The following is a 14,266-nucleotide window of genomic DNA, read 5'->3' as shown; positions in this document are numbered from 1 at the left end:
TCCAGATTAGTTAAAGTGACGATCACAGTATGGTAATAATGCCAAGAATCTGGCTCTCTTGATAGCTGTAGCTAGCTGTCTTTGATACTTAGCTGAAGTACCTGTTACACGACTAGGAACAATTTTACCTGTTTCAGTGATATAAGCTTTTAACTTATTTACATCTTTATAATCAATTTCTTTTACACCATCAACGGTGAAACGGCAAACTTTACGACGACTCATCTTAAAATACCTCTATTAAATTACTTCTTTTTCATTTGATTCCATCATAATAGATGGCTCTATTATAGCTTCTTTCTTTGAAAGAATTAAACGACGTAAAATAGCATCATTATATTTCAAAGATCCTTGAAGCTTCTCTAGAGATTCAGTGTCACACTCAATATTAAATATTACATAATGAGCTTTGTGAAGTTTCTCTATAGGGTAAGCTAATTGACGACGTCCCCAATCTTCAAATCTATGGATCTTACCACCTTTTTCTTCGATTATGCCACGGTACTTACTAAGCATTGTCTCAAGCTGATCTGACTGATCAGGGTGAATCATTAATACGATTTCATAATGTTTCATTTTATAAACTCCTTCCGGTTTATCATTTTATTAAACGTTACTGATAAGCCATGCGTTATTACTTCGCACAGCAAAGAGCAAGACATTATTATACAAAAAGCTCTTGTGAATAGCAATTCATTTATTACTTAATTTTACAAACTATTAATGACCACCAAATACGAAAGAAATACTTTAAATAAACAATAAAACCTTCTACTTTATGTAGAATAATTATAAATATTTATTCCAGCAATTGCTCTAATATAATAAAATCTTAGCTTCAACAAATTAAAAATCATTTATTTTTACAAGCATTTTTAATCACCTACTGCTAAAATATCAGTATAAAATCTAACTTTTTATTTCATAAATAGATCAATACAAGGTTTAAAACTATGCAAAAAAATATTTCTAAATTTGAAGATTTCCTCAAACAGCTACAAAAAAATATCACCTCAGCCTTAGAGAAATGTGAAACTAATGGAACTAAATTTATTAGCGATAAGTGGCACAAACCAAACACTCCTGACCAAAAACTCAAAGGTTATGGAAACTCAATGATTATTGAAAATGGTGAAATTTTTGAAAAAGGTGTAGTTGCTTTCTCAAGAGTTCATGGAGATGCTCTACCCTCATCTGCTACAGCTAAACGAAAGGATCTTGCAGGCAAATCTTTTTTAGCTACGGGAATTTCTCTTGTTATTCATCCACGTAACCCTTTTGTGCCAACATCTCATGCAAATTTTAGAATTTTTATTGCTGGAGCCGATACTGATAAACCTATATGGTGGTTTGGTGGAGGTATGGATCTTACTCCATACTACCCTTTTAAAGAGGACATCATCTATTGGCATCAAACTGCGAAAAATATATGTGATAAATATAACAAGGAGTATTATCCAAAATTTAAAAAATGGTGTGACGAATATTTTTATCTAAAACATCGTAATGAATGTCGAGGGGTTGGAGGCTTGTTTTTTGATGACTTAAATGATGAGTCATTTGATAAATGTTTTGATTTTGTAACTGCTTGCGCCGACTCATATATTCAAGCATATATACCAATAGTCGAGAAGAGAAAAAATATAGAATATCACCAAAACCACAAAGATTTTCAACTATACAGAAGGGGTAGATATGTAGAATTTAACCTAGTCTTTGATAGGGGGACAATTTTTGGCCTACAAAGTGGCGGGCGCACTGAATCGATACTTTCATCTATGCCTCCAGTTGCTACTTGGAAATATAACTGGCAACCTGAAGAAGGTTCTGAAGAGGCTGAAATTTATAAATATATAAAACCTCAGCAATGGTTAAAATAAGTACTTAAGTCACTTTAAAAAACAAACATCTCAATTTACCTAATTTTAGAAAAAAACTATTTTTTAACCTTAGTGCACTCTATGCTAAAATATGTTTAATGTATTTTCTAGAACATATTAGAGATAATGAAAATAAATTTCTGTGCTGGGCCTGCTGTACTACCTAGCTCAATTATTAAAAAATTACAACATTTTTTGATGGACTATAAAAAGACAGGAGTATCTTTACTATCAATATCACATAGGGATAATGTTTTTGAAGAAGTCTACACTTCAATTCAAAAAAACTTGCGTGACCTTCTTAAGCTTCCAGATGATTACTCTATTCTATTAATGCAAGCTGGAGCTACTGCTCAATTTGCAGCTATCCCAATGAATCTATCAGGAAAACATAAAAAAGCTTTGTATATATGTAGCGGTCAATGGTCTGAAAAAGCAGCTAAAGAGGCCTCAAAATTTATCGATGTAAATATAGTAAAATATGACAAAAATATAGATAAGAATTTTGAAGCTGATAAATATGATTATATATACTATACTGACAATGAAACTGTCGATGGCTTCCAAATAAACAAACTAGCTAGATCATGTAATACCAAACTAGTTTGTGATATGTCATCAAGTTTTTTGTCAAAATCAATCAATATAATTGATTATGGACTTATTTATGCTGGTGCGCAAAAAAATGCAGGTATTCCAGGTCTTACTATAGTAGTGATAAAAAACACTTTAATTCAAAAAAAATCAAATACTCCAGTAGTATTTGACTATTTCACTATGAAAAAATCAAATTCGGTTTATAATACGCCCTCTGTAATTTCTTGGGTAACGTTTGAATTAACTCTAAAATATTTAATAAAAAATTTTGGTAATATACAAGAAATAGAATTTTTTAATAATGAAAAAGCTAACTTGCTCTACTCAGCCATAGATAACTCAAGAATTTATAACAATAAAATTAAAACAAAATATCGCTCTAATATGAATGTAATATTTCATCTAACATCTCAAGAATTAACAGAAAAATTCTTAGGCAGTGCAGATAAAAAAGGTTTTTATGGCCTTAAAGGTCATCGTGATATAGGTGGATGCAGAGCAAGCTTATATAATGCTGTTTCTCTCGAAGATGTAAGAAAATTAATTAACTTTATGCAGGATTTTGAAAATGAACAATTGTTCTAAAATCATAACTATTGATGGGCCAAGCGGTGTTGGCAAAGGTACATTGGCAAAAGCTTTAGCAAAACAATTTGATTATAAATTATTAGATAGTGGTGCTATTTATAGGTTAGCTGCTTTACATTGTTTTAACAGAAATACTAACCTTAGTAGTGAAGAAGATGTTTGCCAAACACTTAAATGCTTAAAAATCAGTTTTCAAATTGAAAATAACTCAGTAAAATCTTTCCTAGCAAAAAATGATGTAACTAATGCAATACGCACAGAAAAAACTGGTATGTTGGCCTCAAAAATCGCAGCTTACCCTTCTGTTAGAAAGATATTACTAGACAAACAAAGAGAGTTTGCCAGTAAACATGGTTTAGTAGCCGATGGTAGAGATATGGGAACTGTAGTTTTTCCTGAGGCAAAGTATAAGTTTTTTCTAGATGCTAACACAACAATCACAGCTAGACGTAGATATGAGGAACTAAAACTTAAAGGATTAAATCCATCTTTTGAAACCATTCTAGAAGATATTAAAAAAAGAGATTATCAAGATCGTAATCGAAAAGTAGCTCCACTAAAACCTGCTACTGATGCAACTATAATAGATACTTCAGATCTTTCTATAAAAGAAGTATTTGAAAAAGTTATTTCAAAAATAATTTAAATTAAAACCCTGCTTTTATAACGCTGCCATTTGCTAAGCTAGCTATAGATTTTAAATATGCATTTGCTACATCCTTAGCCTTAACTGGTTGATAACCAACAAAAAATGGTCCATATTTACCTAAAGCTTCTTCAACAACTGTTGGACTTACAGCATTTATACGAAATTTTTTATATTCTAATGCTGCAGCTTTGATAAAACCCTCTAAACCAGAGTTAACAGTTGCTGCTATACTTCCCATAGCTATTGGCTCAACATTTAATATACCTGTTGTGAGTGTAAAAGAACCACCTTCATTAATATATTTTGAACCAATTTGAACAAGATTAATCTGACCTAAAAGTTTATTACCTAGACTCATATCCCAATCTTCAGATTTTATTTCATCTATTGCTTTGAAAGCAACTTTTCCAGTAGTTGATACTAAAGCATCAAAACCACCAATTTCTTCAAATAGATTTCTAATAGAATCGCTATTTTGAATATCTACAGCAAAATCACTATTTTCACCAGAAAAACTTACGGAAATAACTTCATACCCAGCTATTTTTAATACTTCTGATGTTGCTGAACCAATAGTACCACTTGCTCCTATTAAAACTATTTTTTTACTCATTTCTGATTCCCTATTCAAACTATTTATATAAATTTTTATTTTGTAACTGATAAATTATTAAATTTCTCATATCAGTAATGTACTCAATATCTTGCTTAGATAACTTTTTATCTTTAAGTAAATTATCTAGAGCTCCTATTGCCATAATTCTAGTTTCATCATTAGCATGATTAATACCTAATAATAATGCATAAGTATATCTTGCGACTACACTATTATTAGCGTTGTTTGCCATATCTAGCAAATGTTGATGATGTTTATCTAAACTTTCTTTGGAAGAAAATTTCTCTACAGATGGTTGTAATACTCCTAAATCAGATGGCTTTATTCCTTGATAAGAAAATGCACCTAAAGGCAATAAAAACAAGCTTGTAACTATAATTTTATTTAGCTTTTTCATTTTATTTCCTTATAATTTTGCTACTTAGCTTCTAAGTACTTTAAAATATTCTCTGGTGAAGACTCACCGTATGGATCATCATCAGCATTATCACGCTTACCAGGCTCTACAAACATTTTTTCAATCTTGCCATTATTTACAATCATAGCATATCTCCAAGATCTCTTACCAAAACCAATATTTGATTTATCAACAAGCATATTTAGACCTTCAGTAAACTCACCATTACCATCTGGAATAGGCTTAATATTTTTAACTTCTTGTGATTGAATCCATTTGTTCATAACAAAAGTATCATTTACAGATAAAACATAAATTTGTTCAATTCCAAGCTCTTTAAATCTCGCAGCATTATCTTCAAAACCAGGTAGTTGGTAAGTTGAACAAGTTGGAGTAAAAGCACCAGGCAATGAGAATACAATTACTTTTTTATTGTCAAAAATATCTGCAGATGTAACATCTTGCCATTTAAATGGATTCGAACCACCAATACTCTCATCTCTCACTCGAGTTTTAAAAGTTACATTAGGTACTGTTTTAGTCATATCTAGCTCCTTGGTTTTTTAACTCTACAGATATTATTGTATTACTCTTACACATAATTTAAAATATATAATATTTATAGTGACTATAAGCTTTACTTATATGAATACCCGCACCCTTGAATATATCATTTCCGTATATGAAACAAAAAGCTTTATCACAGCATCAGAAAAATGTTTTGTTAGTCAACCTGCATTGAGTATGCAAATAAAAAAATTTGAGGAACATGTTGGTATTCAAATATTTGAACGAGGAACAAAACAAATATTAATAACAAAACGGGGCATGAAAATTGTTAATCAAGCTTATAAGATCCTTGATGAAGTAAATAATCTTAAAAGAATCTCTGATCTATTACTAAATAATGGCAAAATCAACATATCTATTGGTGCTTTCCCCACTTTATGTCCGTATATAATGCCTAAAGTTCTTTCTGCTATAAAAAATGAAATCCCTAACTTAAGTATCTCTATTGTTGAAGAAAAAACAGATACTTTAGTAGATCTACTTAACCAAGGTAAACTTGATTTTACACTTTTAGCTACACCCACTGACAATTATCAATTTGAAAGAAAAAAATTATTTAATGATAAATTCTATGCTGCAGTAGCAAAAACCAACCCTCTTTCAAAAAATAAAAAAATATCTATAAAAGATTTAGTTAAAGAAAACCTTATGTTACTTGATGAAGGCAACTGTCTTAGAGATCAAACTCTTAAGCTATGTTCTTTACGTGAGTTTAATAATAATGATTTTAAAGGAAGTAGTTTAGAAACTCTTAGGCAGATGGTATCAATTGATGAAGGTGTTACTCTAATCCCTAAAATTGCTTGCACAAAAACAGACAATGTTAAATACATAGATATTGATAGTGCTGACTTTTACCGTGAAATTGACTTAGTTATGAGAAAAAGCTCTGTTTATGAAGATTTATTTGAAAAAATTGCTAATATTATTTCAAAAAACTATTAAAGCCATTCCTTCTTAACTTTATTATCTAAAATATTACTTTATCGACTAAACTCTTTTAATTTCACTATTGTAACTATCAAATAAATAATTTAATAATTCCTTCAGTGATATTGTTACATAATTTCCGTAATACGCTACCTGATTTTTTAGGTCTAATTATACTACGCTACATTATATTTAATTTATAAGTTGGTATTTGTACTTTCAAATATTTTATCCGCAGACTTAGCAACAAACCCTTGATAAAGATTATTATTTTCATCTTGGTAACGCTTAGCAAACTCATAATAACAACATGGAATCTGTTTTTTTCCATCTTTAAAATTAACTTCTGTTAAACCCGACATAGTACTAGATTGTTCAAGAAGGTCTTTTTTTGATCCTTTAATTTCACCTCCAGAAGAATTCAGCCTAAAATTATTTTCCTTGAGAAAATCATTTACTTGATAAACTTCATTAAAATTTTTAAGTTTATTTATAAAAACTGTAAAATGATTAGCTCGGAAGCCAAAGGCATAAAACCATGCTGCATACTCAGATTCTTCTAAAAGCTTTTTATAAGTCGAATAATTAATTTGCCCCCAAACTACACCAGACAATAAAAGTTGTTGTGGATCTCTAAGTAATTTCTCAGGTATTTCTTCTACACATTTTGTCAATACTTGTTGCAACTGCGCAGAAAAATTACTTGTTAAAAGCTGACTTATAAAAATTTTGGGTTTATTCTTATCCTCATGTTCTAAGTGAATAGCTTTTAATTTTTTTATTTCAAAATCATATTCATCACAGATCGTATAACCAATATTAATAAAAACTTGTGCTAGCTTATAAATATTAATTTTTTCATTATCTAATGTTCTAATGGCAATATGATCATTTACTGGATTTTCACCCCTCTTAATAAACAAATTATAAATTTCGTTAACATAAGGGTTATCAGCAATATATTGCTCCCATAACTTTTCTAATATAGAAGTTTCCATAAACTATTCCTCTAAATTAAATTTAATTCCTTGAGCAAGGGGCAGATCCCTACCATAATTGATAGTACTAGTTTGTCTGCGCATATAAGCTTTCCAAGCATCTGATCCAGCTTCACGCCCTCCCCCAGTATGTTTTTCACCACCGAATGCTCCTCCAATCTCAGCACCAGAAGTACCAATATTAACATTTGCAATACCACAATCACTACCAACACTAGAGAGAAAATTTTCGGCATTTTGTAAATTATCAGTAAATATTGAGCTTGATAAGCCATATTTAACAGAATTATTAAGTTTGATAGCTTCTTCTAGATCATCAAATGGCATCAAATATAAAATAGGACAAAAACTTTCTTCCAATACTATTGGCATATTATGATTTGCTTCAATAATAGTTGGTTCAACAAAAAAACCTGGTTTATCAATACTCTTACCACCACTTAAGACTCTACCACCTTGCTCTATCGCTAAATTTATTGTACTACAAAAATTATTAACTGATAAATCATCTATAAGTGGGCCCATTAAATTATTTTGATCTAAAGGGTCTCCAACTTTTATTTGTTTATATACATTAACTAGTTTTTCCTTAACCAAACTATAAATTGATTTATGTACTAATAGTCTTCTAAGGGAAGTACATCTTTGACCAGCTGTACCCACAGCTCCAAAAACTGCTGCAGGAATAGCAAGTTTTAGATTAGCAGATTTATCAATTATAGTTGCATTATTACCACCAAGCTCTAATATACTTTTGCCAAAGCGCTTAGCAACTTGTTGACCAACATTTTGACCAACTTTTGTAGAACCTGTGAATGAAACCAAACTAACTCTTTCATCATTAACTAATGCTTTTGATACATCTATATCTTTAGATATTACTGTATGAAAAATTTCTGGGAAATTATGCTTTTGTATTACTTTTTTACATATATTATGAACAGCAATAGAGCATAATGGAGTTTTTTCAGAAGGCTTCCATATCACTGTATTACCACATATGGCTGCAATAAAAGCATTCCATGACCACACAGCAACTGGAAAATTAAAAGCTGATATCACACCAACAACTCCCAAAGGATGCCATTGATCATACATCCGATGATTATCTCTCTCAGAATGCATAGTTGAGCCATAAAGCATTCTTGACTGACCAACAGCAAAATCTGCCATATCAATCATTTCTTGCACCTCACCATCGCCTTCCTGCTTAGATTTACCCATTTCTAATGAAACTAAACTACCTAAATGGTCTTTTTTATTACGCAACTCTTGTGAAATTAGCCTAACTAACTCTCCTCTTCTTGGTGCTGGCACTTTACACCACTCTGCGGCAACTCTCTTTGCAACTGTAATGGCATCTTCAATATCTTTGATACTATGATTTTTAACTTTAGCTAAAAGTTCACCGTTGGATGGACTATAGGTTTCTATTATATTTTCACCATTATTAACAAAATATTCCTCTAAATCCAGATCTAACTTCTCTAAAAAGCTCATTTTAATCCTCCTGTATTTAACTTGCTTGTACTAAAAGTCCCGAATCCTTATAATAATTACCAAATTTATTACTATAAAACTCATCTAAAGTGATTGATTCTTGCTGTATAAACCCTACTTTAGGTTTTTTTGAATTTAAGAACAAATCTATACTCACACATAGACTAGTAGCTGTTGTTAACTGCAATGCTGAAAAACGCCGGCCAAACATTACTTGAGAAGGATATTTCTGAGCAAAATGACGTTCAGACTTATGACCTTTGCGAATTCCATCTACAGATACATAAATCAAAACTATATCTTGATTAATCCTTGGTATAGCTCCATCCATAATCTTAACCATAAGATTTAGATCATCGCCTAATTTCATATCTTGGATTAAAAATTTCATTTTCTTACAATGGCCAGGGTGGCGAATACTTTTATAATTAATACTTTTAACCTGACCTGTATAAGTTTCAATCATAGAACCAACACCACCAGAAGTATTAAAAGCCTCATATGTTAAGCCATCAATTTTTATCTCTTCAGTATCTGTCAATGGAGCTAATGTTCTTTTTTCAAAATCAACAATACCCTCACAAGGTTTTATATATTCATTAATCAGACCCTCTGTTGACCAAGTCAAACCATATTGCAAAGTATTTGAAACATTCAACGGCAATGCCCCCACACGCATTCTAACCGTATCTATAGATTCAAACTCTTGCATAAGACTATTAGAAACAATACTAATAAACCCTGGTGCTAGCCCACATTGTGGAGCAAAAAAACTTGTGGTAGCATTTTTAGCTATTTTCTTAATATAATTAGTAGTATCAACATCCTCTGTTAAATCAAAGTAATTAAGTTCAAGCTCACGTGCAAGCTTAGCTATATCTTTATTGAAAAAAAATGGCAAACAAGATACCACTGTTTTAATATTATGTCTACTTATATAAGAACTCATATCTGATATGCTCGTAGCATCTAATTCTACGTATTTTAAATTATGAGAATTTTTTTCTATCTGCGGTTTATTATTTGGAATATATTTATCAACTAAGTGAACAATATATTCACCACTTTCAACAAGCAAACAACTAGTAAGAGAACCTACTCTACCAGCACCTAAAATTATAATATCCTTCATGAGCACCTCCTTTTGCGTCTCATTTAGTTATATCATTTGAGATGCAGTGAGTAAATAAATATGCTCTAGCGAAAATTAGTTTTATTTAAAATATTAAATAATATACTTTTTTGAATTTGCCGATATCAACAACCCATAAGAGAGTGGTTTTACCTTGTTTTATATCTATAGTTTGCCTAATATTGTTAATCTGAATGACATATTTACCACTATCTAGCTGTTGTTCAAATAAATCAATACTATTAGGTAGCAATAACCAACTTCTCAAATCTGATCGTTTTGGATCTGTTTTAGAAAGATCAAATTTTAAAGTACTTCCTAGCACCCCTCCCAAAGCAAAATTTTTATCATAATCATGCTTAAATGCTTCTATTACAACATTTTGTGTAATAAGTTTTGAGTATTCCTCTATCAAAGATTTCATAGCATATAACGTACCATCTAAGAGAGTTTCTGTATATGTATCTATTATCTTATTTGTTCCAGATGATATCGTAACTTTTTTGGGCTCAAAAAAACTATAGTCAGTTGCGTAGATAGGGAAACTCATTTTTCTTATACCAATATCGCCCAAATCTAAACCTATTTGCTTAGATCTACGAATATTTATAAGCCCTTGTTCATAAAAAATTACAACTCTTCCCATCCCCATCGAAAAAGGTGAAGTCTGATTTATAATGGCTGCTCTAAATTCGTTCATTGTCTGATTAAGATAAGTATTACCAACAGTATATTCTAGGGCTTTCTCAAGGTCTAATACTGACTTTTGATAGTCCTTTGAAACAGCAGATTCTAAAATAGCTCTAAGATAATAACTCATAGGGTTACCATAAGCATTTGGAATTTTTTTTGAAAAATTAAGCATGTTATTTAATGCTTTAAAACTTCCTAAACCTAAAGTATCACTAGTTATTTCATTTCTATCCAAATCTTTTTTAGCAAGTAGCTTCATACCCTCAGCAAGCACTTCTTGTTGAGTGCGCCATAATTTAGCTATATCTAAATCTTGAAGAGACTCTAATGCTTTGTTTGCATCATTAGTTTTTAGATAGTTTAAAGCTTGATATGTATATAGAAAACTAATCGCATAATCAGGAATGCTGTAAGCATTTCTAATATCATAATAATTATATGTATCTTTATTTAAAAGCACCTTTTTAGCTTGCTTTAAAGACTCATTTTGGTTTTTAGGAATAGACTTGATTGCCTTATCATAGAATTTAATAGAATCTTGATAATCACTATTAAGCTGGAAAAGCCTCGCTGATTCCAACTCATTAAGGTTCTTCAACTGCTTGGTATTACCTATATGATTATTTTTACTAAGAGCACCAGCTAAATCACCTTGTACTAAATCTTTTCGAACCGTATTAAATATCCAAGGGTAATTACTAGAAACAAACTCTACCTCTGCCATATCTTTTTTAGTAGTACTACAAGAGTTCAAAAACAAAGCAATAGAAAATATAGCTATAAATTTACTAACTTTTTTCATTTTGATAACACCAATGCCATGGCTCATAAATAAAACCAAATTCATTATTACGAGGAAAGCTCATCTTAAAATCAAATTTATATGCATTTTCTATAAGCCATTCAAAAGCTAATGTTTTCTCAAAATTTTCAGTTAAAACTTCTTTCTCTACACCACTGGTCAAATCAAGCGCCCTGCCTGTATGATGTTCACTCTTACCTGGTAATGCATTAACTTTCTTAATTTCTTTCAGGCTCTGGCCATCAGCAAGTTTTTTATTAATAATTTGTTGTTGATAGCTATAGCTCCTAAAACCAGATACTATAAATAAATCTATTTTGCAGTTATTTGCCGCTTCTTTTAATTGAAGCCATGCTTTATAAGTTTTTTTTTCTAATAGTAGATTTCTATTAAAAAAATCTTTACCTGCATTTAAAAGCTCATAGTCTTTAGCTTCTGGATAGATTATTTTCTTCACCATTTCACGTCTTCTTGTAGTTTTAATAAATCTACTAGGTAGTTATTATGTTTTTGTAAATTATCAATACTTGGTTCTGCTATACGAAGATTAAGCATAGTAAAATCAATATCTGAATTATTCTTACTTGTCTCTTTTATTGTTTGTAATGCCAAATCAGTTTGGCCACCTGTCATTACAAGGTATACATCTGCCAAAAGTTCACTATCTAGCAAAGCTCCATGAAATGTACGATGATCATTCCTAATGTGGTACCTTTTACATAGGGCATCAAGGTTATTTTTTTGTAAAGGATGTTTTTTTCTTGCAATCTCAAGAGTGTCTGTAATCTTATCAACATTTTTTTCTAATGTTCCAAATCTATTTTCTTTTAAAAGAGATAATTCCCAGTTTATAAATGGAACATCAAATGCTGCATTATGTATAATAATTTCAGCTCCCTTAAGAAAATCTATCATATCAGCTGCTTTTTCTTCAAAAACTGGTTTATCTGACAAAAATTCATTAGTCAGCCCATGCACAGCTAATGCGCCAGGTTCAACTTCATAATTAGGATTACAATAAAAATGTAAGTTATTACCTGTAAGCCTTCTATTAATTACCTCTACAGCACCAAATTCAACAATCCTATTGCCTATCTTATAATCAAAACCTGTTGTTTCTGTATCTATAAAAACTTGTCTAGCCATCAATTTTTTTTTACGAATAACGGTAACTATAATTATACCAAGAGATAACTATAAATATAGTGTATAGTTCAAAGAAAGGTAGTTCTGTTTTTCTTTCAAATTAGCACTCCGAGAATTTATATTTGTATAATCCAAACCTAACCAAGACCCATAAAACACATTATATCTAAAACCTGCTCCATATTGATATGAGTAGTTTCTAGTATTTTGTAATATCTGTGAATAATCAACATAAGGAATTAATCTTTTATTATATACTGTAGCTGTATAACTAGTCTGTACAGACCAAGAAGCTACATGCGACCCTGATCCTAAAAAACCATCATATATCAAATTAGCACTAGGTCTGATTGATCCAAAAAATGGTAATCCTGCTATATTTTTAGGACTTACTGCTGATGATTCATTTACTCCGCCAACCCCGTTATCAGTGATTAAAGCCTCAGCCTCAAAGTTTATATCTGATACTGCTAATCCATAGTTAATATCAAAAGCCCCAACATTTCCTCCTGATTTAGTTTGAAAGCCAGAAACATTAGAGTATGCAAGCCCAAAAAACTGGTAATCTCCTACTGTATTCATTTGATATATATACTTACTATTTAAACTAAAGCCCACACCACTTTTACTACCTGCATTTGTGACTCCAAAGTAACTATTAGTATTTGCATCCAAAAGTACAGCGTTAAGGTGTAAATCTGACGTATGGTAGGATAGATTAATATTACCACCAGACTGCATAAAATATGTACGTGTTAAGGTAGGTACGTAGTTAGAAACTATATCAAAATTACCATACATAACCGTTGAATTAGCAACATAACCAAAAAATGGAGTTTCCTGCAAATCACCAACTATAAAATATAAAGTACTAGGAAAAAAATTAAATCCATCATGGTCCTGATATAAAGAAAAACCCACTAATGAACTAAACCATTTTGATATAGTTGATGCAACATATGCATTAACATTATATGAAAATTGTTTATTTTCACCACCAGGTGGAACTTTATTTAATCGCTGCCAATCAATCAAACTAACCCTAGCACCAAAATAGATATAATCATCCTCTAAAATGCCTTGTTGGCGAGCTTGCAACATAAACAAAGGGTCACCAGTATCTTCTTGGGTATTTAGCATTGCATGAGTAAAGGTTTCACTTACTCTAAACCCATTAAAGAAAGAGGTTTTTATAGCATCTATATTCAATGCTTCATTTACTTTATTATCAAATGATTTTTTAGCAATTGCTTTCTTCTCACTATCAGTAAGAGCTTCACCTTCTTTTACTGCTAAATCTTGGATTGCTTGCTGAGCATTTTTTTCTTGTTGTTGAGTGCTAAAAGGTGCTTTATTTATTAAAAAATCTTGATTTGGAAACATTTTTCTAAATGCATTAGACTCGAGTTTTCTTATATCATTAGATGAATATTGATTATTCTTAAAATTTGGAAGATTTGATGTTGTATTATCTTGGTTTGATGCAGATACACCGATAGAAGCTATTATGAGGATGTTTAATATGACAGCTAACTTTTTCAACATGAAACTATAATTCTTCTATACTAGAACCGCTACTATTTTTGACAATATTTATAATTTGCTTCTGACTAAGAGCTTCGCCCTCTTTCATTTCAATATCATCTATCATATTAGCTACATTTCTATCTACAGGAATTTTTTTACCATCTTCATTTACATAATAAGCATAACAATAATTGCAAAAAAATATCAAAAATGTTGTAACTAATAAACCCATAAACTTCAT

17 protein-coding genes are annotated in these 14,266 nt (G+C 30.7%); 4 read left to right on the top strand and 13 right to left on the bottom strand.

Annotated features, from left to right (window positions below; genetic code table 11):
- Positions 1–6: 6 nt before the first annotated feature.
- Positions 7–225 carry a 30S ribosomal protein S18 gene (gene rpsR / locus ACR0PV_RS04770; RefSeq protein WP_004287690.1) on the bottom strand — a complete coding sequence of 73 codons (219 nt, stop codon included), beginning with the start codon at positions 223–225 and terminating at the stop codon, positions 7–9.
- A 15-nt stretch (positions 226–240) separates the two neighbouring features.
- A complete protein-coding gene (gene rpsF, locus ACR0PV_RS04765; protein WP_488173817.1) occupies positions 241–576 on the bottom strand; it encodes a 30S ribosomal protein S6 in 336 nt (111 codons plus the stop codon).
- Positions 577–953: 377 nt separating this feature from the next.
- Between rpsF and hemF the strand changes: the two genes are divergently transcribed.
- The 3 genes from hemF (at position 954) to cmk (ending at position 3,711) form a co-directional block, all read left to right on the top strand.
- Entirely contained in the window at positions 954–1,880 is a 927-nt protein-coding gene (hemF, locus tag ACR0PV_RS04760; RefSeq protein ID WP_488173816.1) for an oxygen-dependent coproporphyrinogen oxidase, read from the top strand.
- 126 nt (positions 1,881–2,006) lie between these two features.
- A complete protein-coding gene (gene serC, locus ACR0PV_RS04755; protein WP_488173815.1) occupies positions 2,007–3,062 on the top strand; it encodes a 3-phosphoserine/phosphohydroxythreonine transaminase in 1,056 nt (351 codons plus the stop codon).
- On the top strand, positions 3,046–3,711 hold the full coding sequence (gene cmk, locus ACR0PV_RS04750; RefSeq protein WP_488173814.1) for a (d)CMP kinase: 666 nt from the start codon (positions 3,046–3,048) through the stop codon (positions 3,709–3,711). The genes serC and cmk overlap by 17 nt, the downstream gene beginning before the upstream one ends.
- A gap of 1 nt (position 3,712) precedes the next feature.
- Here the strand turns inward: cmk and ACR0PV_RS04745 are convergent, their stop codons facing one another.
- The 3 genes from ACR0PV_RS04745 to ACR0PV_RS04735 are packed head-to-tail and all read right to left on the bottom strand — an operon-like array spanning position 3,713 to position 5,272.
- Positions 3,713–4,327, bottom strand: a complete 615-nt coding sequence (locus ACR0PV_RS04745; RefSeq protein ID WP_488173813.1) for a short chain dehydrogenase — start codon at positions 4,325–4,327, stop codon at positions 3,713–3,715.
- 19 nt (positions 4,328–4,346) lie between these two features.
- Positions 4,347–4,727, bottom strand: coding sequence for a hypothetical protein (locus ACR0PV_RS04740; RefSeq protein WP_488173812.1), 381 nt, complete (start codon positions 4,725–4,727; stop codon positions 4,347–4,349).
- 20 nt (positions 4,728–4,747) lie between these two features.
- A complete protein-coding gene (locus ACR0PV_RS04735) occupies positions 4,748–5,272 on the bottom strand; it encodes a redoxin family protein (protein ID WP_488173811.1) in 525 nt (174 codons plus the stop codon).
- Between the two features lie 100 nt (positions 5,273–5,372).
- On the opposite strand from ACR0PV_RS04735, the gene oxyR reads away from it, so the two are divergent.
- On the top strand, positions 5,373–6,242 hold the full coding sequence (gene oxyR / locus ACR0PV_RS04730) for an oxidative stress transcriptional regulator OxyR (protein ID WP_488173810.1): 870 nt from the start codon (positions 5,373–5,375) through the stop codon (positions 6,240–6,242).
- 182 nt (positions 6,243–6,424) lie between these two features.
- Here the strand turns inward: oxyR and ACR0PV_RS04725 are convergent, their stop codons facing one another.
- The 8 genes from ACR0PV_RS04725 to ACR0PV_RS04690 all read right to left on the bottom strand — a co-directional run bounded on the left by ACR0PV_RS04725 (position 6,425) and on the right by ACR0PV_RS04690 (position 14,266).
- The gene (locus ACR0PV_RS04725) at positions 6,425–7,225 is read right to left on the bottom strand and encodes a 2-oxoadipate dioxygenase/decarboxylase family protein (protein WP_488173809.1); all 801 of its coding nucleotides are present in this window, start codon (positions 7,223–7,225) and stop codon (positions 6,425–6,427) included.
- 3 nt (positions 7,226–7,228) lie between these two features.
- Positions 7,229–8,725, bottom strand: coding sequence for an L-piperidine-6-carboxylate dehydrogenase (gene amaB / locus ACR0PV_RS04720; protein ID WP_488173808.1), 1,497 nt, complete (start codon positions 8,723–8,725; stop codon positions 7,229–7,231).
- Positions 8,726–8,741: 16 nt separating this feature from the next.
- Positions 8,742–9,857: a saccharopine dehydrogenase family protein gene (locus ACR0PV_RS04715; RefSeq protein ID WP_488173807.1), complete on the bottom strand. Its 1,116-nt coding sequence runs from the start codon at positions 9,855–9,857 to the stop codon at positions 8,742–8,744.
- A gap of 85 nt (positions 9,858–9,942) precedes the next feature.
- Positions 9,943–11,352, bottom strand: a complete 1,410-nt coding sequence (locus tag ACR0PV_RS04710; RefSeq protein WP_488173806.1) for a COG3014 family protein — start codon at positions 11,350–11,352, stop codon at positions 9,943–9,945.
- The gene (locus ACR0PV_RS04705; RefSeq protein ID WP_488173805.1) at positions 11,339–11,812 is read right to left on the bottom strand and encodes a M15 family metallopeptidase; all 474 of its coding nucleotides are present in this window, start codon (positions 11,810–11,812) and stop codon (positions 11,339–11,341) included. The genes ACR0PV_RS04710 and ACR0PV_RS04705 overlap by 14 nt, the downstream gene beginning before the upstream one ends.
- Positions 11,806–12,498, bottom strand: coding sequence for a DNA polymerase III subunit epsilon (gene dnaQ / locus ACR0PV_RS04700; protein ID WP_488173804.1), 693 nt, complete (start codon positions 12,496–12,498; stop codon positions 11,806–11,808). Before dnaQ ends, ACR0PV_RS04705 begins: the two co-directional genes overlap by 7 nt.
- A gap of 48 nt (positions 12,499–12,546) precedes the next feature.
- Positions 12,547–14,043 (bottom strand): hypothetical protein, encoded by a 1,497-nt coding sequence (locus tag ACR0PV_RS04695; RefSeq protein ID WP_488173803.1) that lies wholly within the window; start codon positions 14,041–14,043, stop codon positions 12,547–12,549.
- A 4-nt stretch (positions 14,044–14,047) separates the two neighbouring features.
- Positions 14,048–14,266, bottom strand: coding sequence for a hypothetical protein (locus ACR0PV_RS04690; protein WP_488173956.1), 219 nt, complete (start codon positions 14,264–14,266; stop codon positions 14,048–14,050).

The organism is Francisella sp. AG1, from assembly GCF_057683165.1.
This window is presented reverse-complemented; position numbering and strand designations above follow the sequence as displayed.